Raw genomic sequence first — 22,064 nt, 5'->3', positions numbered from 1 at the left:
GCACGGCCACGGGGGCCCGATGTCTGATCGAATGTGAGCTGATCGTCTTGCGATACGACACGCCGAGCCTGGAGCGGTGGAACAGTCGTGCCTACGACAGCAGCTTCGGCTACGTCTCGACGCAGGGCGCGCCGCTGGTCGACCTGCTGGACCCGCGGCCCGGCGAGCGCGTCCTCGACCTCGGCTGCGGCACGGGGGTGCTGACCGCGCAGATCGCCTTCAGGGGCTCCGACGTGCTGGGCATCGACGGCTCCCCCGCGATGATCGAGAAGGCCCTCGCCCAGTATCCGGGGATCAACTTCATCGTGGGCGACGGGCACGACTTCACCGTGGTGGAGCCGTACGACGCGGTCTTCTCCAACGCGGCCCTGCACTGGATGAGCCGCGACCCCAGCGCGGTGATCGCCAGCGTGCGCGAGGCGCTCGCGCCCGGCGGGCGCTTCGTCGCCGAGATGGGCGGGTCGGGCAACTGCGCCGAGCTGACCGCCGCCATGCTGACCGCCTGGCGCGAGTACGGCCTGCGCGAGCCCGACCTGCCGTGGTACTTCCCCACACCCGCCGAGTACGCTCGCCGCCTGGAGCAGGAGGGGTTCGTGGTCAGGCTGCTCGAATACTTCGACCGGCCGACCCCGCTCGACGAGTGCCCGGGAGGCGCCGCCGACTGGGTGCGCGTGTTCGCCGCGCCGGTGCTGGAAGGACTGCCGCCGGAGATCGTGGAGCCCCTGCTTCGTCGCGTGAACGAGTTGGCCGCACCCGCCCTCCGCAGGGAGACTGGCTGGATGGCCGACTACGTGCGTCTACGCTTTGCCGCCGTTCGGCGTTGATGCGTTGTACATGATGCGTAGGGCTGATTTGCCGGACTATGGTCTGTTCCGTGGGCGGCGAGATTATGGCTGCACCGCTGCGGCGGCGTGAGGGGCTGGTGAACGGAACGGGATGAACTTCTGCCTGAGCGACCTCGTACCACCGTTGAGGTGGAGCGACTCGTCGACGATCACGCTACTCACCGGGCAACCGGATCTGCCGGAGGCGTGGTGGCGCAGCCTGCCCATGCCGCGCGTTCTGGCGGCGATCGGCGCGGAGTCGCTGGGCGAGCTGCTGACGGAGATCGCCTTAGAGCACTGGCCGGCGGCGGCGGTGGGCGACGTCCTGCCCGCGCTGCACGTGCTCGACCCGGAGGAGGCGGACGAGCCCGCCGTCGCGATCGCCCTCGACCGGGCCGGATCGTGGGCCGGGCTGCTGGCGCTGACCAGCAGGGAGCTGGTGGACCAGCCGTTCATCCAGGCACGACCGGTGCTGAACACGCTGTTCTCGGCGGTTCTGGTACGTATGGCGCCCTCACGCGCGGCCTCGCCCGCCCACCCGGCGCCGGTCCCGCAGGAGACGGCGCAGGCGGTCGAAGCCGCCGCACCCGCAGAGGTCGTCGCTGAGCCCGGGCCCGCCGAACCCGCGCACGACGCTTCGGATCAGTCTCACCACGCCACGGAGCAGTCGCACGAGGCCTTGGAGCAGTCGCCCGCCGGCCTGGAGCGCTCACAAGGCGATCTGGAGCGCTCACACGGCGGCGTGGAGCCGTCGGCCGCCGCCGAGGAGCAGGAGGCCGCCGCGGCGGAGCCCGCGTCTCAGGAGCCTGACCCGGTGGTGAGCTTCGCCCCGGTGTCGGTGGTCGGCGAGCCCGAGCCGGCCGCCGCTGCGCCTGAGCCCGCCGAGGCCGAACTCCCGGCCGAGCACGCCCCCGAGGCGGAACGGCCCGAGGAGGTCGTGGCGTCCCACGAGGGCGCGCCGGAGGAGCCCGTCCAGGGCGAGGCCGAGCACGCCGGACCGGGTCAGGGTGGGTCTGAGGACGTCGCCTCCGACCAGGGCCAGCACGAGGAGATCGCGCCGGTCGGCGGCGAGGCGGTCGAGGCCGAGGCGCAGCAGGCGTTCCACGAGGTGCCCGAGCCGCAGCCACACCCCGAGCCGGAGCCCCAGCCCCAGCCCCAGCCCGAGCCGCAGCCCGTGCTCGGTGCCGGCGCGGAGCCGGTCTCCGAGCCGGCGGCCGAGGAGCCCCCGGCGGTGGATGAGGCCCCGGCGGTGGAGGAGCCCGCCGAATCCCCGGCTCTCCAGCAGGAGCCCGCCGAGGCGCCGGGCCCCCAGCCCGAACCGGCCGAGGCCGCAGCTTTCCAGCAGGAGCCTCCTGCCGAGGCCCCAGCTCTCCAGCCCGAACCTCCTGCCGAGGCCGCAGCTGTCGAGGAGGAGCCCGTCGATGCGGCGGCTCTCCAGGAGGAGGCAGCCGAGGCCGCAGCATCGCAGCAGGAGGCCGCGGAGGCGCCCGCCGCTCAGGAGGGACCGGCCGAGGGGCCACAGCCGCTGCCGGAGCTCATCGAGGCGGCGTTCGCCGGGCTGGACGACAAGAGCTGGGCCGTCGCCCAGAACCGGGTCTTCACCGACGAGCCGTCCGCCGTCGACCAGCTCGCCAAGCTCTTCGCCGTCCCCCCCGCCGAGATCTCCGCCACCGAGAACGAGTTCCGCACCCGCCTCGACCACTGGCTGGCGAGCGACGAGGCGGCCCCGTACCGGAAGCATCTGGACGAGCTGCGCAGGACGCTGGGCCCGGCGGTGCACAAGGAGCAGGTCATCGGCGCGGCCGACTGGCACAACGTGGAGATCCGCGCCCTGGAGGTCCCGGCCTGGCAGTTCGTGTGGACCACGCTCGCGCCCTCGCCACGACCCCAGCCGCAGCCCCAGTCCCAGCCGCAGCCCCAGTCCCAGCCCCAGTCGCAGTCGCAGTCGCAGTCCCAGCCGCAGCCGGCGCTCGGCGCGGTCCAGACACCGCCCCCGCCGCCCGGCCCGCCGCAGTTCCAGGCGTTCACCCCGGCGGCGCCTCCGGAGGAGGAGGCCAACGGCGAGGCGGAGCACAAGCCGTACCAGCCGCTGAAGGACGTCTCCCAGACGAGGCGCTGTTTCCGGCAGCCCGACGGGCGCTGGTGGCTGCGCATCGACGTGACGGCCGAGCAGCTGGCCGGGGGCGAGTGCACGCTGCCGACGGGGTTCGCCTCGTACCTGGGCCTGTCCCCCGGCGAGAACAGGACGGTCAGGAGCGCCGCCGGCGAGCTGACCATGGCCTGGCACGGCAGGCCGGTGCTCCAGTCCATCGAGCGCCTGCTGGTGGACGTGGGCGCGCGCGAGGGCGGTCACCTGTTCCTGACGCTGTCGGACGAGGGCGTGCTGCGGGCCAGGCACCTCCCGGTCGCCGCGCAGGGCGCCGAGAAGATCACCAAGGCGCTCCGGCTGGTCGGCTACACGGCCCCGGGAGGCACCCGGGACCAGGCCGCCAGGGTGATCGCCACGAGGATCGGCATGACGGGGCCGGTCAGCCTGCCCGACCTGCTCACCCGGCTCCGCGAACGCGGTGACCGCGACCTGATCGCCCTCCTGGACTGAGCCGGTGCCGCGGCTCGCGATCGGCCCTGAGTTTCCCAGGGAGCTCAGCGCACTGGCCCAGCCGGTGCGCAGGGACGCCGTGGTCGCGCTGCGCCGGTTCCTGCTGAACGTGGCCGGCGCCCCGCACCCCGAAGGGGTCAGGGGCGGACGGGATCCGCGGGTCGCGACCCTGCGGCTGGCCCCGGGGCACCGCGGGGTGGTGGTGCGGCAGCGGGACGTGTACTGGCTGCGTACGGTGCTGCCCGACCCCGACGCCTGGTCGTACGCCCGCCGCCACCGCTACGGCGTCAACCCGGTGATCGGCGTCGTCGAGGAGTGGGACGCGGAGGCGCTCGAACGGGTCGAGCCGGCGTTACGCAGGTCGGTCAGGTCCGCGGGGCTGTTCGACGCCATCTGCGACGGCGACCTGATGGGGATCGGCCTGGACGTGCACGCGCTGCCGCTGTTCCGGCTGATCACGAACGAGGCCGACGTGGCGGCGCTGGAGCCGCTGCTCCCGCCCACCCAGCACGCCCCGCTCGCCGTGCTGGCCGGGGGCGGCACGCTCGCCGACGCGTGGCGCGAGCTGGACGCCTGGCGCCCGTCCGACGAGGAGAGCGGCCCGATCGATCCCGAGGACCTGCACGCGGCGCTGCGGCGCAGCCAGGACCGGGCGGTGTTCGTGGCCGACAAGGTGGAGCTGGACCGGGTGCTCGACACCCCGGCCTGGTGCACGTTCCTGCCGCCGCGCCAGCACCGGCTGGCCAGGGCGCGCCGCTACGAGCGCCCGGTGCTGGTGGTGGGCGGGGCGGGCACCGGCAAGACGGTCGTCGCCCTGCACCGGGCCGCCCACCTGGCCGCGCACGGGTCGGGGCCGGTGCTGCTGGTGACGTTCACGCAGGGGCTGGCCGAGGAGCTGGCGGCCCGGCTCGACCTGCTCATCCAGGACGAGGTGCTGCGCAAAAGGGTCGAGGTGGACAATCCCGAACGTCTGGCCCTGCGCATCGTGGCCGACGCGGAGGGCCGCCGCCCGGCGCTGGTCGGCCCCGGGGCGCGCACGCTGACCGAACTGACGGAAGAGGCGCTGCGGCTGCTCTCCCTGGCGACGGGAGATCTACTGGACGACGTGGATCCGGCGCGCAAGCCGTACCGTCACATTGTCGTGGACGAGGCACAGGACGTGAGCCCGGCGCAGTGGCGGCTGCTGCGCGCGGCGGCGCCGCGGGCGCACGACGACCTGTTCGCGGTCGGCGATCCGCACCAGCGCGTCACCGACACCCGGGTGACGCTCGGCTCGCTCGGCATCCCCGCCGTCCGGCACGCGCTCACGCTCTCCTACCGGTTGTCCCAGGAGCTGCTGTCGTTCGCGGTGCGGCTGCGGGGCGGCCCGGCCGGTGGTCTGGCCGACGGTATGACCGATATGTACGGCTTCCGCGCGGCACGCAACGGCGACCGCCCGGTCGTCAGGGCGTACGACACGCCGGAGTCGGAGCTGGCCGGGCTGCGCGGCACGATCGAGTCGTGGCTGGCGGACGGCGTGCCCGCGGACGAGATCGCCGTCGCCGCGCGCAACACGCGGCTGGTGCGGGCGGCCAGGCGGGCGCTGACGGGCCTCGACGTGCGGGCGTGGACGTTCCAGCATCTCAAGGGCCTGGAGTTCGAGCGGGTGGCGCTCATCGGCGTGGCCGAGGGCGTGGTGCCCGAGCCGCCCCCGGAGGAACCCGACGCGCGGGCTCGTGCCCTGCAGCGCGAACGGAGCATACTGTTCGTCGCCTGCACGCGAGCGCGTGCGATGCTCTATATCTCCCATTCCGGACGAGGCAGCCCGTTTTTGTCACTCTAATCACATAGTCTGAACTGCGGAAATATCTTCCCATTGCCGGTTGGACCTCAATGAACCTCAGCCTGAGCGACCTCGCGCCACCCCTGCGATGGACCTCCCCTGGTCAGATCGCGCCGATCGTGGAGGAGCCACAGCTGCCCGAGGCCTGGTGGCAGGCGATCCCCCTCGATCGCGCGTGCGCCATCGTCGGGACGCAGACGGTGGCCGGCCATCTGGCCGACCTCGCCGTGGCCTGCTGGGGTCATCTGATGGTCGGCGACATCCTCCCGTTGCTGCGCTTCTCCGACCCGGCCGAGTCCGAGCGCACGCCGGAGTCGCTGGGCAAGGACGTGGTGCAGAAGCTGTTCACCGGCGTGTTCGAGCGGCTGCTCGAACCGGTCCCCGAGGCCGTGCCCGCGCCGTCCAGGCCGGACAAGCCGCTGCCCGACCTGATCGACGAGCTGTTCGGCGCGCTGGACGACCGGCAGCGGGCCATCGCGCGCGACCGGCTGTACGCGGCGCAGCGGGCCACGCTCGACGAGCTGGCGCAGCGCTTCTCGGTGACGCGGGAGCGGATCAGGCAGATCGAGCGCGACCTGCGCGACCACGTGGAGTCCTGGCTCGGCAAGCCCGACGCGGCCGCCCTGGTGGCGCACGTCTCCTGGCTGCGCGGCCGGCTCGGCTCGGCGGTGCCGGCCGACGACCTCCAGGCCGCCGTGCCGTGGCACCGGACGGAGCTGCGCTCGCTGGGGATCCCGGTGTGGCGCTTCGTACGGACGCTGCTGACCGGCTACGAGCAGTCCGACGGCTGGCTGGTGTCGGGCGGGGCGGACGAGCTGAGGGAGAAGACGCGGCAGCTGTTCGCCGACGGGCCGCGGCCGGTCGGCGAGGCGGTGACCATGGTCACCCAGCTCGGCGTCCGCGAGGACGTGGCCGAGCGGTGGATCCTGGCCGTGCCGCAGCTGCGCCTGCTCGGGCAGCACGTCGTGCCGTGGCCGCGCAGCATCAACGAGAAGGCCGAGGCGGTGCTGGCGGTGGCGGGCACGCCGCTGTCGCCCGAGGAGATCCAGGAGCGCATCGGCGAGGACTACAGCCTGGTCGGCATCCGCAACCAGCTCACCGCCGACGAGCGCTTCCGCCGGGTCGACCGCAACAAGTACGGCCTGACGCGGTGGGGCGGCGACGAGTACCTGGGGATCAGGGAGATGATCGCCAGGGAGATCGAGCGGGCCGGGGGCGAGGCGTCCGTCAGCACGATCGTGACGAACCTGACCTCCAAGTACGACGTCAGCGAGAGCTCCGTGCGGGCCTACTCCGGCGGTCCCGGGTTCGAGCGCACGCAGCGGGGCTGGATCAGGGTGGCGGGCACGTCGCCGAGCGGGGAGTCGGAGCCGTACCAGCCGCGCAAGGACGTGTCGGAGACGCGGCGCAGCTTCCGCTCGCGTGACGGGCGCTGGTGGCACCGCGTGGACGTCAACGCGGAGCACCTGCGCGGGTCCGGCTCGCCGCTGCCGACAGGGTTCGCGGCGCACCTGGGCATGGCGCCCGGCGGCCAGCTCACCGCCTCCACCCCGTCCGGGGACGTCGTGATCAGCTGGCACAACCAGCCGACCATGGGGTCGATCCGCAACGTGCTGGCCGACTTCAAGGCGAGCGAGGGCGACCACGTCTTCCTGACCGTGTCGGACGGCGGCGAGCTGCTGACCCGCTACCTTCCGGCCGCTCCGGTCGGGATGCCGCCGGTGAACCGGGCCCTCTACCTCATCGGCTACACCGCTCCCATCAGCTCGGAGATGGAGGGGCTGCGGCTGATCGGGGCCAGGATCGGCCTGCCGAACACGGCGACGCGCGAGGAGGTGCTCGCCAGGCTGCGCGAGCGCGGCGACCGCGACATCCTCGGCTTCCTCGGCTTCCTCGGCGGCTGACCTCACCCCGTCCCCCTGTCCGGCCCCTCCTCCGCGGCCGGGTTCGGGGGCGGCGGCTAGGCTCGGAGGATGCTCCGGATCTACGACACGCGCGCCCGGCAGGTCGAGGAGATCTCCGCGGGGCGGGCGGTGCGCATGTACACGTGCGGCCCGACGGTCTACCGCCACGCGCACGTGGGGAACCTCCGCACGTACGTGCTGTCCGACCTGATCAGGCGGGTGATCGAGCGGCGGCGCGTACGCGTGCTGGCCTGCCAGAACATCACCGATGTCGGCCACCTGACCGACTCGGGCGCCGACAAGGTCATGGAGGGGGCTCGGGCCGAGGGGCGCTCGGTGCGCGAGCTGGCCCGCTTCTACGAGGACGCGTTCGTGGCCGACTCCTCCGCGCTCAACCTCCGGCCGCCGGAGCACATGCCGCGGGCGTCCGAGACCGTCGACCTGATGATCGAGCTGATCGCGCGGCTGGTCGAGCAGGGGCACGCGTACGTGGTGCCGGACGGGTCGGTGTTCTTCGACGTACGGACATTTCCCACTTACGGCGATATTTCGGGGAATCGCCTGGACGACCTGAAACCCGCCCACCGCATCGACGCCGTCGACCCCCGCAAGCGGTTCCACGCCGACTGGGCGCTGTGGAAGCCGTCCTCCGGCGAGCTGACGTGGGAGTCGCCCTGGGGGCCCGGCTTCCCCGGCTGGCACGTGGAGTGCTCGGCCATGTCCCTGCGCTTCCTCGGCTCGCGTTTCGAGCTCCACGTCGGCGGGATCGACCTGCGCTTCCCGCATCACGAGGACGAGCGCGCACAGTCCGACTCCGCCGCCGGCCACGAGGTCGTCCGGCACTGGGTGCACGGGGAGCACCTGCTGTTCGACGGGCGCAAGATGGCCAAGTCCACCGGCAACGTGGTGCTGCTGTCGGACGTCGTCGCGGCCGGGCTCGACCCGCTGGCGGTGCGGCTGGCGTTCCTGGAGCACCGCTACCGGCAGCAGATGAACCTGACGTGGGACACCCTGCGGGCCGCGGACCGCACGCTGCGCCGGTGGCGGGCGCGGGTCGCCGAGTGGTCGGAGTCGCCCAGCGCGCCGATGGCCTCCGGCTGGGTGGAGCGGATCGAGTCCGCCTTCGACGACGACCTGGACACGCCCTCGGCGCTGCGGATCCTGCGGGAGCTGGAGCGGGACGACACGGTGGCGCCGGGGGCCAAGTTCGAGACGTTCCTGCATGTGGACCAGGTGCTGGCGCTCGACCTGTCGACGGAGATCGGCAGGGCGCGGGTCCTGCCGCCCGGGGCCGGTGAGCTGCTGGAGGCGCGGGCTCGGGCCCGCGACGCCCGCGACTGGGACGCTTCTGACCGGTTGCGGGAGGAACTGGCCGAGATGGGGGTACGCGTCTCCGACACCCCGGAAGGCCAGACCTGGTCCTGACCCCGCGGCGTCCATCCGCCCGATCCTGGCAGGCCGCCCGATCCACGCGAGGCGCCCGGCCCACGTGAGTCCCCTGACTCACGAGAGCCGTCCGATCAACGTGAGCGCGCCCCGTAAGGGCGTCGCTCTGGTGCGTAACCGTCAACCCGGTAACGGCCTCGGCCGGGGTGGCGATGGCGGCTGGAGGAGTGATCTAGGACTGACAGACTTGATGCCTGTTCGGCGGAGATCGGAGGTGTCGGTGAAACCCTATGCGTGGATGCCGGGGCCGTTGCGGTGGTCCGCACGGGTGTTGACCGTTCTCGTCGCGCTGGCCCTGGTGCTGGCGGGGGTCGTCGTCTACACGGTGCGGAAGTCGTTCCCGCAGGTGGACGGGTCGCTGCGACTGCCAGGCTTGACCGGAAATGTAGAGATTTATCGGGATAAATATGGAATCCCGCAGATCTACGCCGACACCGCCGAGGACCTGTTCATGGCCCAGGGCTTCGTCCACGCCCAGGACCGCTTCTACGAGATGGACTTCCGCCGCCACCTCACCGCCGGCCGCCTGTCCGAGCTCTTCGGCAAGGCCACGATCGACAACGACAAGGCCATCAGGACCATGGGCTGGCGCCGGGTCGCCGAGCAGGAGCTGCCCGAGCTGGCCCAGCAGACCCGCGACTATCTCGACGCGTACGCGAAAGGCGTGAACGCCTGGCTCGCCGCCAACCCGAACGCCTCCGACCGCAGCTTCGAGTACTCCATCCTGAAGATCCAGAACGGCGACTACGAGCCGGAGAAGTGGACCGCGGCCGACTCGGTGGCCTGGCTGAAGGCCATGGCATGGGACCTGCGCTCCAACATGGAGGACGAGATCGACCGGGCGCTGGCGCTGACCAAGCTGCCCAGGGAGCGGGTGGAGCAGCTCTACCCCGGCTACCCGTACGACCGCCACTCCCCCATCGTCACCGAGGGCACCATCCACCAGGACCGCTTCGACCAGCGTGCCGAGCCGCGCACCCGGGCCGCGCAGGCGCTCGGCCAGGCCGCCAGGACCCTTGACGCGGTGCCGAGCACCATGGGCTCCGAGGACCGCGCGGGCATCGGGTCGAACTCGTGGGTGATCTCCGGCGAGTACACCGAGAGCGGCAAGCCCCTGCTGGCCAACGACCCGCACCTCGCGCCCCAGATGCCCTCCGTGTGGTACCAGGCCGGGCTGCACTGCAGGAAGATCACGGAGGAGTGCCCGTACGACGTGACGGGATTCACCTTCTCCGGCGTGCCCGGCGTGATCATCGGGCACACGGACAAGATCGCGTGGGGGTTCACCAACCTCGGCCCCGACGTGGCGGACCTCTTCCTGGAGCAGGTGCGGGACGACACGTACCTGTACAAGGGCCGGCAGGAGAAGCTGGACGTCAGGCAGGAGAAGATCAAGGTGGCGGGCGGCGAACCCGTCACGATCACCGTCAGGAGCACCCGGCACGGCCCCCTGATCAACGACGTGATCGGCAGCGCCCGGCCCAGCGGCGAGGCCAACGCGGTGGCGCTCCAGTGGACCGCGCTGACGCCGGGCAGGACGGCCGACGCCGTCTTCGCGCTGAACAAGGCGGGCGACTGGGGCGAGTTCAAGGCCGCCGCGTCGCTGTTCGACGTGCCGTCCCAGAACCTGATCTACGCCGACACCACCGGCAAGATCGGCTACCAGGCCCCGGGCCGCATCCCCGTGCGGGAGCACGGCGACGGCACCTGGCCCGTCCCCGGATGGACGGGCGAGTACGACTGGAAGACGGCGCCCATCCCGTACGACCAGTTACCGTCGGTCGAAGACCCGGTCGACGGGTTCATCGTCACCGCCAACAACGCCGTCATCGACCCGAGGCGCTACCAGCCGCTGCTGACCAAGGACTGGGCGTACGGCTACCGCTCCGAGCGCATCCGCGACCGCATCAAGGACGCGATCAGCAAGGGGCCGATCGACGCGGCCACCATGTCGGCGATCCAGCAGGACACCTACAACGACTTCGCCGAGACGCTGGTCCCGGCCCTGATGCGGGTGGACCTGGCGGGGCCGAGCGGCGAGGCCAGGCAGATGCTGAAGACGTGGGACCGCATGCAGGGCCTCGACTCCGCCCCCGCCGCCTACTTCAACGCGGTGTGGCGCCAGGTGCTCATGCTGACGTTCAACGACGACCTGCCGGAGGCGGCCAGGCCCGCCGGGGGCGACCGCTGGTACGACGTGGTCGCGCGCCTGCTCGACCTGCCGGACGATCCCTTCTGGGACGACGTGACCACGAAGAACTACAGGGAGACCCGCGACGACATCCTGCGCCAGGCGCTCGCCTCGGCGTACCAGGAGCTGACCGATCTGCTCGGCCCCGAGGTCAAGTCCTGGCGGTGGGGCGACCTGCACCGGCTGGAACTGGTCAACGGCTCGCTCGGGACGTCCGGGATCGCGCCCATCGAGGCGCTCTTCAACCGGGGTCCGCTGGCGGTGCCGGGGAGCAAGGACGCCGTCAACGCGACCGGTTGGAACGTTCAGAGGGGGTACGAGACCACCGCCGTGCCGTCGATGCGCATGATCGTCGACCTGTCCGACCTGGACAAGTCCCTGTGGATCAACCTGACGGGCGCGTCGGGGCACGCCTTCCACGACAACTACTGGGACCAGGCCGAGGCGTGGGCGAGGGGCGAGCTGCTGCCGATGCGCTCCAAGCCCGAGTCGATCAAGAAGGTGGCCGTCCACACGCTCACGCTCATGCCCTGACCGGCCGCCCCTCCCTCCTCCGGCGCCGTACACCGCCTGCGCGATCACGTACGGCCGGGGCGGACCCCGCACCGCCCCGGCCGTACGACCAGGGTCGTACCGGCGATCCAGACCCCGGGCCGACGCGCCGGGCCACGGCCCGCTGCCAGCATGGCGGCATGCATCGCGTCTGGTACGTCATCGGAGTCCTGCTGGTCCTGGCCGGCCTCGTCCACCTGGGCGTGCTCGTCGTGGACGGCGGGCCGTGGGAGGGCGCCGTGTCGTGGCGCAAGCCGTTCACGTTCGGGGTCTCGTTCGGGCTGAGCGTCCTGACCCTCACGTGGGTCGCCCAGTTCGTCCGGCTCCGGGCCCGCTCCTTCGTGCTCGGCGCCTTCGCGGTGGCGGCCACGCTGGAGGTCGCCCTGATCACCCTCCAGGCGTGGCGCGGCGTCCCGTCCCACTTCAACATGGAGACCCCCTTCGACACCGCCGTCGCGCGGGCCCTGGCCGTGGGCGGTGGCGTGCTCATCGCCATCGCGATCACCCTGACGGTCGCCGCGTTCCGCTCCGATCCGGGCGTGCCGCCGAGCACGCGCCTGGCCGTCCGTGCCGGCTTCGCGACCCTGCTGGCCGCCATGGCGTTCGGCGGCATCATGATCGCCCGCGGGGTCTTCGAGGTGATGACGGGCAACCAGCAGCTCGCCTACACCGTGGCCACCGCGCTGAAACCGGCGCACGCGGTGTTCATGCACGGCGTGCTCCTCCTGCCGGCCCTGTCCTGGCTCCTGTCCCGCACCCTGCCCTCGGAGCAGGCCCGGCTGCGCTGGATCCGCCTGGCCACCTGGCTCTACGTGGCGGTGGCGGGCGCCGTCGCGGCCCTGGCCCTCGCAGGCGTCACGATCGTCACGCCGTCCACCGCGTCCGTCCTGAGCGCCGGCGCCGTCTCGGCCCTGGCCATCGCGGCACTCGCCCTCGCCTGGCTGAACCGCCCGCCGAGGCCGGCGCCGGCTCCGTCAGGCAGCCGGCCGGAGAAGGTGGCCCACTGACCGGCCATCTCAGCCCCCACCCCGCACGACAAGGGCCCTCCAGGCGAGGAGCGGCCTCCCCCGGGCAAGCCGAACGGCCGCTGTTACGCTCTTGGCTTGTGATTGATCGACGGCTCCTCCTCGTGCACGCCCATCCGGACGACGAGTCGATCGGCACCGGCGCGACCATGGCCAAATACGCCGCCGAAGGCGCCCACGTCACCCTGGTGACCTGCACCCTCGGCGAGGAGGGCGAGATCATCCCCAAGGACCTCGCCCGGCTGGCCGCCGACCGCGACGACGCGCTCGGGCCGTACCGGATCGACGAGCTCGATGCCGCCTGCCGGGCGCTCGGCGTCGAGGACCACCGCTTCCTGGGCGCGCCGGGGCGCTGGCGCGACTCCGGGATGATGGGGGTGGCGTCCAACGACCACCCGAAGGCGTTCTGGCGCGCCGACCTCGACGAGGCGGCGGGCGAGCTCGTCAAGGTCATCCGGGAGGTACGCCCTCAGGTGCTCGTCACGTACGACGACAACGGCTTCTACGGGCATCCCGACCACATCCAGGCGCATCGGGTCTCGCGCAGGGCGTTCGAGCTGGCCGCTGACGCGGGCTTCGGCGAGGGTGAGCCGTGGCAGATCGCCAAGTTCTACCACACGGCCCTCGCCCGGTCCGTCATGCGGCGCACGGCGGAGGCGCTGCGCGAGGCCGACGTCGACTTCCTGATCGAGGCCGTCGATGACATGCCGTTCGGCAACCCCGACGAGGACGTCACCACCGAGATCGACGCCCGGGCCTGGATCGGCAACAAGATCGAGGCCATGCGGGCGCACGCCACGCAGATCGTCGTGGACGACCCGTGGTACGCGCTGTCCAACAACATCGGCCAGGAGGTCCTGGGCGTCGAGCACTACACGCTGGCCTTCGGCGTGCGGGGTCCGGCCGTGCCAGGTCCGCCCGTCGAGGCGGGCGGGCTCGGTGAGCCGCACAACCGCGAGAACGATCTCTTCGCGGGCATCGGCTAACCTCGTGCGACATGGAACATCGCAGCCAGGCCGAGTCGGCGCTGGGTGGGGCGGCGTACGGCATGCTGTTCGTGCTGGGCGTCGTCATGGGGGTCGTGGGCGGTTTCACGCATCCGGTGTGGCAGGCCGTCTCCGCTGCCCTGTGGGTGCTCGGGCTGTTCGGGGTCTGCCTGGGGGCGGGCCGGATGATGCGGGCCAGGCTGGGGGCGTTCGTGACGGCGCTCGGATGGCTGCTGGTGACGATGCCGTTCACCCTGCGCATGGGAGCGGGAGACCTCGTGATCGCGGAGGGCGCGCCCGGATACATCTACCTCTACGGGGGGCTGGTGGCCATTGTCGCGGCCTACTTGCTTTCGCCCACGTCAGGGGGTGGCTCGTGGCTTCTGCATGGGTACCCTCCAAAAAACTCCATGTAGCGGCATAAAGTAGCGTTCGTGCATTCGATCGAGCGGCCCGTGGACCCCGGAACGTACCGCAAGGTCGTCGGCCTCTTCACCACCGGAGTCGCGATCGTCACCACCAGGGTGGGCGACATCGATCACGCGATGACCGTCAACTCGTTCACCTCCGTCTCCCTCGACCCGCTCCTGGTGCTGTTCTGCGCGGAGAAGGTGGCCCGCTTCCACGACGCGGTGATCGAGGCGGGAGTGTGGGGGGTGTCGGTGCTGCCCGCGTCGTTGGAGGACGCCTCCCGCTTCTTCGCCCACCGGGGCAGGCCGCTGAACGGCCAGCTCGCGCGGTGGTCGCACCATCGCGGCGACTCGGGGGTGGCGTTGTTCGACGGGGCCCTCGCGACGATGGAGTGCGTGACGACGGCCGTGCACGACGGCGGTGACCACTCGATCGTGGTGGGCGGGGTCACGGGGCTGGACACGCCGTCGGACGGGGCGCCGCTGCTGTACCACGAGGGCCGGTACAAAACCCTCTGACCCCGGCCGTACACGTCCACGCTGGACGGGCCACACCGGCCCGCCCCGACCATGCGACGGGGCGTCAGGAGACCCACCTGACAGGAACCGACCACCCGACGCGACCTCAGGGACCCACCCGACAGGAACCGGCCACCCGACACGGTCTTCAGGGCCTGCCCGACAGGAACCGGCCACCCGACATGGTCTTCAGGGCCTGCCCGACAGGAACCGGCCACCCGACATGGTCTTCAGGGCCTGCCCGACACGAGCCGGGCCAGGGACGTGGCCTGGCCCGGTCGTTGATCGTGTCCGGTGACGTCACCCGGTTGGCGGCGTCGCCCTATTCGGCCGGTGGGGTGGTCGGCGTCTCAGACGGGCTCTCCGTCGGGACGCTGGTGTCGGTGGGCACAGCCGTGTCAGTCGGCACGGCCGTGTCCGTGGGCACAGCCGTGTCCGTGGGAGCGGCCGTGTCGGTCGGAAGCGGCGCGTCCGTCGGGGGCTCCGAGGGCACCTCTGTCGGGGTCTCCTCCACCGGCGGCGGACACGTCGGGATCTCCGTCGGGGCGGCCGTGTCGGTCGGTGTCACGCCATCCGTGGGCGTGTCGGTCGGTGCGGTGGGAGCTTCTGTGGGGGTTTCGGTTGGAATCTCGGTGGGAGTTTCGGTCGCGGTGTCAGTAGGGATCGAGGTCGGGGTGTCGGTGACCGTCGGGCTCGTCGTGACCGGCGGGGAGTCCGTACCCGTCGGCACCGGCGTCTCCGTCGGCACGGGCGACGGCGGGACCGACTCGGTCGGCGGGACCGGCTCACTCGGTGGGACCGACTCGGTCGGGAGGAGGGTCGCGGTCGGCGGGACGCTCGGCTGGCAGGTGAATGTCTCCGTGACCGTCGGCCCGGGCTCGGTGACGGTCACCGTGACCGTGACCTGCTCCGTCACCGTGACCGTCGGAAGAGGCGTCACCTTGACCGCCGGCTTTCCGCGTTTCTTGTACTTGCCCCAGCCCAGCCGTTTCCTGGCTTCGCCTGAGCCCTCGGTGACCGGGAGGTTGACGCTGGCCGTCCTGCACGACCTGCCCTTACAGACTTTCTGCCTGACTGTGAAGAAGGCGGCTTCCGCGTCCGCGATGGAGACATTCAGATAGGAAACGCCGCGGCTCTTGACTACTTTTGTAGTGGCGGTGTATCCCCCGTCCGTGAGGGTCTCCGTGGGTGTCGGACTCGTGGTCGGGACGGTGGTTAACGCCACGTTCGCGCCGAGGGCGCCTAGTCGGGTGTCAGTGGATCGTAGGGGATCGGTCGCTGACGTCTGGGTGATCGCAACTCCGCCGGCTCCTGCCAGTGCGACGGTGCCGAGCAGCGCGCCCAGGATGGAGAATCTCATAATCCTGCTCTTTGGGAGATTTCAGGACAGGGGATCATTATTCCGACTTGTCAAGATTGGTCAAGGGTGAGACGCATGGAGAGGCGCTTCCGGTTCCGGCGTACGGCGAACTTCATCAATCTGGCCACTCCGCTCGGTCTGCTGATCTCGTTCATCGGTGGCGCCACCAGGCAATCCGGCCCGGACGGGCTCATTCTGGCCTTCGGTTATCGCTACCGTTTCCCCATCGCCGGGGCGTTCACCGTCGGCAACGTCGTCCTGACCAGGCGGCACGCGCTCGACGAGCGGCTCATTCGCCACGAGGCCCGCCACGCCACCCAGTGGGCCTGGTGCGTCGGCCTCCCCATGCTCCCGCTCTACCTGCTGTCCATGGCCGTCTCGGTCGTGATCTGCGGCCACCAGGCGTCGTACAACGTCTTCGAGCGTCTGGCCGACCTGGACGACGGCGGCTACCCCCGCGCGCCCCTGCGGTGGCGGCGGACGAAGGGGATGCCGTAAGGCGGACCACGCGCCGGCCCGGCATGGGCCGACGCCGCTCGCCGGCCCTCCTGCTTCCCCATCGCCCAAAGGCGGCGGTCCTCTCGGAAGCACCTGATGGCAGGATTGGGGCCATGAGCGAGAGCTTCCCGCGCCTATCTGCCAGGACCCGCCGGTTCACCCTCGGGGTGCCCAGGGGCTTCACGATCTCCCCGGACGGCGGCCGGGTGGTCTTCCTCCGTACGAAGTCGGGCACCGACCCGGTGACGTGCCTGTGGGAGCTCGACACCGAGACCCACGTCGAGCGCCTGATCGTCGACCCGCGAGCGCTCCACGGCGACGAGGAGGACCTGCCGCCCGAGGAGCGGGCCAGGCGGGAGCGCAGCCGGGAGGCGGCGGGCGGCGTGGTCTCGTACGCCACGGACCGAGACGTGACGCGGGCCTGCTTCGCCCTGTCCGGCGGGCTGCACGTCGTCGACCTGGCCAGCGGGCAGTCGCAGCGGCTGGACACCCCGGGCGCGGTCATCGACCCCCGACTGTCGCCTGACGGGCGACATGTCGCTTACGTCACCGGCGGCGCCCTGCGCGTCCACGACCTAGTCACGGGCGAGGACCGCGCGCTGGCCACGCCGGAGTCCGAGACGGTGACGTACGGGCTGGCGGAGTTCATCGCCGCCGAGGAGATGGACAGGATGCGCGGCCACTGGTGGGCGCCGTCGGGTGACGCGCTGCTGGTCGAGCGCGCCGACGAGGCGCCGGTCCGGACGTGGCACATCGCCGACCCGGCCAACCCCGACCGCCCGGCCACGGCCCAGCGCTATCCCGCCGCCGGCACGCCCAACGCCGTCACCGAGCTGTACGTGCTGGGGCTCGACGGGTCGCGGGTCGCGGTGCCGTACGACGAGGAATACCTCACGACGGCGGCCTGGAACTCCCACGCGCTGTCGATCGTGACCATGACCCGTGACCAGCGGACGCTGCGGCTGTTCACGGTCGATCCGGCGACCGGCCGCTCCACGCTCGTGCGCGAGGACACCGATCCCGCCTGGGTCGACGTCGTCACCGGCGTGCCCGAACACCTCGACGACGGCTCGCTGGTGTGGGTGGCGAGCTCGGGGGGCGGCAACCGGCTGTTCGTCGGCGACCGCGCGGTCACGCCGCCGACGCTGCAGGTGCGGGCGGTGCTCGACGTCGATCACGACAGCGTGCTGTTCAGCGCGAGCGGCGATCCCACCGAGATCCAGCTGTGGACGTGGGACGGGCATTCGCTGCTGCCCGTGTCCACCCGTTCCGGGGTGTTCTCGGGGCGTATGGCGGGCGGCGTCGGCGTGCTGACCGAGCAGAGCCTCGACGCCGAGGGCGTGTCGACCACGGTGGTACGGCGTGACGGCATGGCGGTGCCGATCCCGTCGTTCGCCGAGCGCCCCGGCCTCGACCTGCGGGTCTCGCTCGGCCGCTCCGGCCGGCGCGAGTTGGCCACCGCCGTGGTGCTGCCGTCGTGGTACGAGCAGGGCTCGGGGCGGCTGCCGGTCCTCATGGACCCGTACGGCGGCCCGCACGCGCAGCGGGTGCTCAACCGGCGCGGCGCGTTCCTGGAGAGCCAGTGGTTCGCCGAGCAGGGCTTCGCCGTCATCGTGGCCGACGGGCGGGGCACCCCCGGCCGGGGTCCGGAGTTCGAGCGCACCGTGCTGAACGACCTCGCCACCCCCGCGCTCGAAGACCAGATCGACGCGCTCCAGGGCGTGGCGGAGCAGTACCCCGACGACCTCGACCTGACGAGGGTGGCCATCCGCGGCTGGTCGTTCGGCGGCTTCCTGGCGGCGCTGGCGGTGCTGCGGCGGCCGGACGTGTTCCACGCGGCGGTGGCGGGTGCGCCGGTGACGGACTGGCGGCTGTACGACACGTGCTACACCGAGCGATACCTGGGCCATCCGGACGAGCAGCCCGAGGTCTATGAGAACTCCTCGTTGTTCGGGGACGCCGCCAAGCTCGAACGCCCGTTGCTGCTGATCCACGGGCTGGCCGACGACAACGTGGTGGCGGCCCACACGCTGCGCCTGTCCTCCGCCCTGCTGGCGGCGGGGCGCCCGCACAGCGTGCTCCCGCTGTCGGGCGTGACGCACATGACGCCTCAGGAGGTGGTGGCGGAGAACCTGATGCTGCTCCAGGTCGACTTCCTGAAGCGGTCACTGGGCTGAGCCTTTCCGGGCGCGGTCCGTACGTACGGGAGGGCCGCGCCCGCCGAGTTGGTCTGACAACCCGAGGTCTGACTGGCCACCCCCAAAGATCAAACCGTCGTCCGACGCGATGCCGCCCGCCGCTCCGGCATCGTGAGCGCCATGTTCAAGCCCCTCACCACCACCCTGACCTCACTGGGCGTCAGCGCCCTGCTGGGCACGGCCCTACACGCCGCCGCGACCACCACCAGACCCGCGTCCACGACCACGGCAGCGGGCGCGACCACCACCGCAACCACGACCGCAGACGCGACCACGGACGCCATGACATTCGCGCTCGCGTCCGCCACCGCAACAGCGTCCACCGCGTCCACCGTGGCAACGGGGTCCACCGTCGCAACAGCGTCCACCGCGGCAACGGGGTCCACCGCGGAAACCGCGTTCACGACCGCGACCACGACCGCGTCCACGACCGCGTCTACGTCCACGACCGCTGCCAGGTCCGCCACCGCCGCTGCCAGGTCCGCCATCGCGGCGACCGCCACCACCGCACCACGGGCGCTGGAGTGGCAGACCTGTCCCGCCGACAAGATCGGCATGGAGTGCGCCGACCTCCAGGTGCCGGTCGACTGGCAGAAACCCGACGGCCGCAAGATCACGCTCAAGCTGGGCCGGCTGAAGGCCACCGGCACGTCGTCAGAAGGCTCGGTCCTGGTGGCCTACGGCGGCCCGGGCGGCCCCGGCATCGCCATCACCCAGTCCAACCCCGGCTGGTGGGCCAAGCTCCGCGAGCGGATGGACATCGTCACGTGGGACACCCGCGGCTACGGCGAGCAGTTCAGGGGCCTGTCCACCGGCCTGCAATGCGCGTGGACCCGCATCCCCATCCCCGACCTCCCCGAAGACGACGCCGACTTCGGCCGCCTGTCCGACACCAACCGCGGCTACGCCGAGGCCTGCCGGCTCAAGGATCCCGAGCTGTTCGCCAACATGAGCTCGGCCGACCAGGCCAGGGACATGGAGGCGATCAGGAAGGCCCTGGGCGAGGAGAAGCTCAACTACTACGGCGCCTCCTACGCGGGCTTCTACGGCCAGGACTACGCCCGCCTCTTCCCCGGGCGGGTCCGCACGATGGTCCTCGACGGCACGTGGAGCCACAGCGCCGCCGACTGGGAGCACGAGCTGGAGGAGATGGCGAGGTCCAACGAGCAGTTCCTGCGGCGCTTCTTCACCTGGTGCGCCGACCATGACTGCGCGGACGTCCCCGGCCTCTGGCGCGCCGTGATCGCCCGAGCCGACCGCACCCCCATCCCCACCAAGACCGCCAACGTGGCCTACAAGAGCCGCGACCTGCAGAGCTTCGCCCTGGCGCTGGCCCGCCAGGGCGACACGGCCTGGCCCAAGCTGGCCCAGGCGATCCGGAAGGCCGCCAAGGGAGACGCCTCCGACTTCGTGCCCAAGCGCGGCGCCCGCTACCCCGACCAGGCCACCGGCGTCACCGAGTGCACCGACTGGCCCCGCGCCGCCAACCGCGCGGAGATCACCGCGGCCGTCAAGCGCCTGCGGCGGGTCGCCCCCAACGCCGGCACCGCCAACACGATGGCCTCGGCCACCCTGGCCTGCATCGGCTGGCCCCAGCCTGTCACCAACCCGCCCGCCCCTCTCCCCAAGGGCCTTCCGCCCATGCTGGGAGCGGGCGCATGGGGCGAGTCGGACGCGGTGCAGCGCGTCCTGTCACAGGTGCCGGGCAGCGCCACCATCCACCACGACGGCCCTGGCCACACGCTCTACGGCGTCAACGCCTGCGCCCGCGACCACATCAACACCTACTTCACCGATCGCCGCCTCCCTGCCACGACGACCAAGTGCTGACAACGGGCCGCCCAGCCCGAGGACGCAGGACCAGGCCCGGTGGCGCGGGACCCTGAGCCGGAGGATGGAGGAGCCGAGCCCGGTGACGCAAGAGCCGAGCCCACACCTCATGGCAGGTGCGTTGCTCTGCGCAACCTCAGGAGTGCGTGTCCGCGGGTGTTCCGTGCCAGCTCGTCCACAGGGCGGCGTACGAGCCACCCCTCGCCACCAGTTCCTCGTGCGGCCCCAGTTCGGTGATCCGCCCATCCTCCACCACGGCCACCCGGTCGGCGTCGTGTGCCGTGTAGAGCCGGTGGGCGATCGCGATCACCGTGCGCCCGTCCAGCACGGCGGCCAGGGAGCGCTCCAGGTTCCGGGCGGCGCGCGGGTCGATCAGGGAGGTGGCCTCGTCCAGCACCAGCGTGTGCGGGTCGGCGAGCACCAGGCGGGCCAGGGCGAGCTGCTGGGCATGGGCGGGCGAGACCGCGTGGCCGCCGGAGCCCACCTCCGTCTCCAGGCCCTGCGGCAGGGCGAGTACCCAGGCCAGCGCGTCGACCGCGTCGAGCGCCTGGCGTACGGCGTCGTCGGCGGCGTCAGGGCGGGCGATCAGCAGGTTGTCGCGCAGGGTGCCCTTGAACACGTGGTGCTCCTGCGTGACCAGCGCCACGTGGCCGCGCAGATCGTCGAGCGGCAGGTCCACGAGCGGCGTCCCGCCCACGGTCACCGAGCCGGTACGCGGCCCGTGGATGCCCGCCAGCAGCCGTCCCAGCGTGGACTTGCCGGCCCCGGACGGCCCCACCATGGCGAGCCGTTCGCCGGGCCGTACGGTCAGGGACACGCCGTGCAGCACGTCCCGCCCCTCCCGGTACGCGTAACGGACGTCGTCCGCCTCCAGCAGTTCCCCGGAGGGCTGCGACGAGCCGGCGACCCGGTCGTCGGGCACGTTGGCCACGCCGAGCAGCCGGGCCATGGACGCCCCGCCCACCTGCAGCTCGTCGATCCACATGAGAAACCTGTCCAGCGGGTCGATGAGCTGCTGGGCGTAGAGGGTGGCGGTGGCCACCTGGGAGAGCGCCACCCATCCGTTGGTGTAGAACAGGCCGCCGACCAGCACCGTGGCCACGACCGGGATCACGTAGCCCAGTTCGACGGCGGGATACCACCGGGTGCGGAGCCCGAGCGTGTAGCTCTCGGCCGCGAAGGAGCTGCCGATGTCGCCGTCGGTGCGCGCCCGCCGGCGCTCCTGCAGCCGCAGCGCCTCCACGGCCCGCGCGCCCTCGACCGTTTCGGCCAGCCCTTCGGTCATGTCGGCATAGGCGGCGTTCTCGCGGAGGTAGCCGTCGCGTGCCCGCTGCAGATACCACCGGGTGGAGACCCAGATCACCGGGCCGGCGATCAGCATCGGCAGCATGAGCAGCGGGCTGACCAGCAGCAGCGCGCCGATGGTGATCAGGAAGGTGACGAGGGCGATCAGCGTCTCGGGCACGGCGTGGCGTACGGTGCGGGACAGGGAGTCCACGTCGCGGGACGTGCGCGTGATCAGGTCACCGGCTCCGGCACGTTCCACCGTGGACAGCGGCAGCCCGAGCACCCGGTCCACGAACTCCTCGCGGAGCTCGGCCAGCACCTTCTCGCCGAGCCTGGCGGAGGCCAGCACCGCGAACCGTACGAGCGCGCCCTGCAACAGCAGGAAGCCGCCGATTGCGGCGGCGACGACGGCGACGTTCACCGTGACGCCGTACTGGAGGTCCTGCACCAGCTGGCCGAGCTGCCACGGCACGACCAGCCCGGCGACGGCCGCCAGCCCGTGCAGGGCGAGGGCGATCGCGAGCTGGCGCGGGTAGCGGAGCGTCAGCCGCCTCGCGTAGGCACGCACCTGTTTCCGGTCGGCGACCGGCAGGATCTCACGGGCCATGCGCCC

Annotated in this window: 16 protein-coding genes; 13 read left to right on the top strand and 3 right to left on the bottom strand. The window is 71.7% G+C overall.

Features of this window, described 5'->3' with window-relative positions:
- Positions 1-47: 47 nt before the first annotated feature.
- The 10 genes from FH608_RS32220 to FH608_RS32175 all read left to right on the top strand — a co-directional run bounded on the left by FH608_RS32220 (position 48) and on the right by FH608_RS32175 (position 14,278).
- The gene (locus FH608_RS32220; RefSeq protein ID WP_139637187.1) at positions 48-824 is read left to right on the top strand and encodes a class I SAM-dependent methyltransferase; all 777 of its coding nucleotides are present in this window, start codon (positions 48-50) and stop codon (positions 822-824) included.
- A 112-nt stretch (positions 825-936) separates the two neighbouring features.
- Positions 937-3,423 carry a hypothetical protein gene (locus FH608_RS32215; RefSeq protein WP_139637186.1) on the top strand — a complete coding sequence of 829 codons (2,487 nt, stop codon included), beginning with the start codon at positions 937-939 and terminating at the stop codon, positions 3,421-3,423.
- Between the two features lie 4 nt (positions 3,424-3,427).
- The gene (locus FH608_RS32210; RefSeq protein ID WP_139637185.1) at positions 3,428-5,245 is read left to right on the top strand and encodes a UvrD-helicase domain-containing protein; all 1,818 of its coding nucleotides are present in this window, start codon (positions 3,428-3,430) and stop codon (positions 5,243-5,245) included.
- Positions 5,246-5,295: 50 nt separating this feature from the next.
- Complete coding sequence (locus FH608_RS32205) at positions 5,296-7,149, top strand: sigma factor-like helix-turn-helix DNA-binding protein (RefSeq protein ID WP_139637184.1); 1,854 nt, start codon at positions 5,296-5,298, stop codon at positions 7,147-7,149.
- A gap of 69 nt (positions 7,150-7,218) precedes the next feature.
- On the top strand, positions 7,219-8,574 hold the full coding sequence (gene cysS, locus FH608_RS32200; protein WP_139637183.1) for a cysteine--tRNA ligase: 1,356 nt from the start codon (positions 7,219-7,221) through the stop codon (positions 8,572-8,574).
- Positions 8,575-8,833: 259 nt separating this feature from the next.
- Entirely contained in the window at positions 8,834-11,320 is a 2,487-nt protein-coding gene (locus tag FH608_RS32195) for a penicillin acylase family protein (protein ID WP_139637236.1), read from the top strand.
- A 158-nt stretch (positions 11,321-11,478) separates the two neighbouring features.
- Positions 11,479-12,345, top strand: a complete 867-nt coding sequence (locus FH608_RS32190; protein ID WP_193318743.1) for a hypothetical protein — start codon at positions 11,479-11,481, stop codon at positions 12,343-12,345.
- A gap of 98 nt (positions 12,346-12,443) precedes the next feature.
- The gene (gene mshB / locus FH608_RS32185; protein ID WP_139637182.1) at positions 12,444-13,349 is read left to right on the top strand and encodes an N-acetyl-1-D-myo-inositol-2-amino-2-deoxy-alpha-D-glucopyranoside deacetylase; all 906 of its coding nucleotides are present in this window, start codon (positions 12,444-12,446) and stop codon (positions 13,347-13,349) included.
- An 11-nt stretch (positions 13,350-13,360) separates the two neighbouring features.
- On the top strand, positions 13,361-13,765 hold the full coding sequence (locus FH608_RS32180) for a DUF6113 family protein (protein ID WP_139637181.1): 405 nt from the start codon (positions 13,361-13,363) through the stop codon (positions 13,763-13,765).
- Positions 13,766-13,783: 18 nt separating this feature from the next.
- On the top strand, positions 13,784-14,278 hold the full coding sequence (locus FH608_RS32175) for a flavin reductase family protein (RefSeq protein WP_226900083.1): 495 nt from the start codon (positions 13,784-13,786) through the stop codon (positions 14,276-14,278).
- Positions 14,279-14,600: 322 nt separating this feature from the next.
- On the opposite strand, the gene FH608_RS32170 is transcribed toward FH608_RS32175, so the two are convergent.
- Positions 14,601-15,638 carry a hypothetical protein gene (locus tag FH608_RS32170; RefSeq protein ID WP_139637180.1) on the bottom strand — a complete coding sequence of 346 codons (1,038 nt, stop codon included), beginning with the start codon at positions 15,636-15,638 and terminating at the stop codon, positions 14,601-14,603.
- A 75-nt stretch (positions 15,639-15,713) separates the two neighbouring features.
- Here FH608_RS32170 and FH608_RS32165 point away from each other — a divergent pair, with 75 nt between their 5' ends.
- Together FH608_RS32165 and FH608_RS32160 are read left to right on the top strand one after the other, a co-directional pair.
- Positions 15,714-16,136 (top strand): hypothetical protein, encoded by a 423-nt coding sequence (locus FH608_RS32165; protein ID WP_139637179.1) that lies wholly within the window; start codon positions 15,714-15,716, stop codon positions 16,134-16,136.
- A 113-nt stretch (positions 16,137-16,249) separates the two neighbouring features.
- Positions 16,250-18,313 carry a S9 family peptidase gene (locus FH608_RS32160; RefSeq protein ID WP_139637178.1) on the top strand — a complete coding sequence of 688 codons (2,064 nt, stop codon included), beginning with the start codon at positions 16,250-16,252 and terminating at the stop codon, positions 18,311-18,313.
- Positions 18,314-18,402: 89 nt separating this feature from the next.
- Here FH608_RS32160 and FH608_RS32155 read toward each other — a convergent pair whose 3' ends face one another.
- Entirely contained in the window at positions 18,403-18,837 is a 435-nt protein-coding gene (locus tag FH608_RS32155) for a hypothetical protein (RefSeq protein WP_139637177.1), read from the bottom strand.
- A gap of 52 nt (positions 18,838-18,889) precedes the next feature.
- Here FH608_RS32155 and FH608_RS32150 point away from each other — a divergent pair, with 52 nt between their 5' ends.
- Positions 18,890-20,164, top strand: coding sequence for an alpha/beta fold hydrolase (locus FH608_RS32150; RefSeq protein WP_139637176.1), 1,275 nt, complete (start codon positions 18,890-18,892; stop codon positions 20,162-20,164).
- 136 nt (positions 20,165-20,300) lie between these two features.
- Here the strand turns inward: FH608_RS32150 and FH608_RS32145 are convergent, their stop codons facing one another.
- On the bottom strand, positions 20,301-22,058 hold the full coding sequence (locus FH608_RS32145) for an ABC transporter ATP-binding protein (protein WP_139637175.1): 1,758 nt from the start codon (positions 22,056-22,058) through the stop codon (positions 20,301-20,303).
- Positions 22,059-22,064: the final 6 nt, after the last annotated feature.

Origin of the sequence: Nonomuraea phyllanthi (genome assembly GCF_006334985.2) — a bacterium.
Classification (GTDB): domain Bacteria; phylum Actinomycetota; class Actinomycetes; order Streptosporangiales; family Streptosporangiaceae; genus Nonomuraea; species Nonomuraea phyllanthi.
Note: the sequence above shows the minus strand (reverse complement) of the source record. Positions and strands in the feature narration are given on the sequence as shown.

Coding starts and splice junctions, on each gene's coding strand:
- FH608_RS32165 (WP_139637179.1), top strand. CDS start 15,714: ATGGAGAGGCGCTTCCGGTTCCGGCGTACGGCGAACTTCATCAATCTG.
- FH608_RS32205 (WP_139637184.1), top strand. CDS start 5,296: ATGAACCTCAGCCTGAGCGACCTCGCGCCACCCCTGCGATGGACCTCC.
- cysS (WP_139637183.1), top strand. CDS start 7,219: ATGCTCCGGATCTACGACACGCGCGCCCGGCAGGTCGAGGAGATCTCC.
- FH608_RS32170 (WP_139637180.1), bottom strand. CDS start 15,638: ATGAGATTCTCCATCCTGGGCGCGCTGCTCGGCACCGTCGCACTGGCA.
- FH608_RS32180 (WP_139637181.1), top strand. CDS start 13,361: ATGGAACATCGCAGCCAGGCCGAGTCGGCGCTGGGTGGGGCGGCGTAC.
- FH608_RS32160 (WP_139637178.1), top strand. CDS start 16,250: ATGAGCGAGAGCTTCCCGCGCCTATCTGCCAGGACCCGCCGGTTCACC.
- FH608_RS32150 (WP_139637176.1), top strand. CDS start 18,890: ATGGAGTGCGCCGACCTCCAGGTGCCGGTCGACTGGCAGAAACCCGAC.
- FH608_RS32215 (WP_139637186.1), top strand. CDS start 937: ATGAACTTCTGCCTGAGCGACCTCGTACCACCGTTGAGGTGGAGCGAC.
- FH608_RS32190 (WP_193318743.1), top strand. CDS start 11,479: ATGCATCGCGTCTGGTACGTCATCGGAGTCCTGCTGGTCCTGGCCGGC.
- FH608_RS32195 (WP_139637236.1), top strand. CDS start 8,834: ATGCCGGGGCCGTTGCGGTGGTCCGCACGGGTGTTGACCGTTCTCGTC.
- FH608_RS32145 (WP_139637175.1), bottom strand. CDS start 22,058: ATGGCCCGTGAGATCCTGCCGGTCGCCGACCGGAAACAGGTGCGTGCC.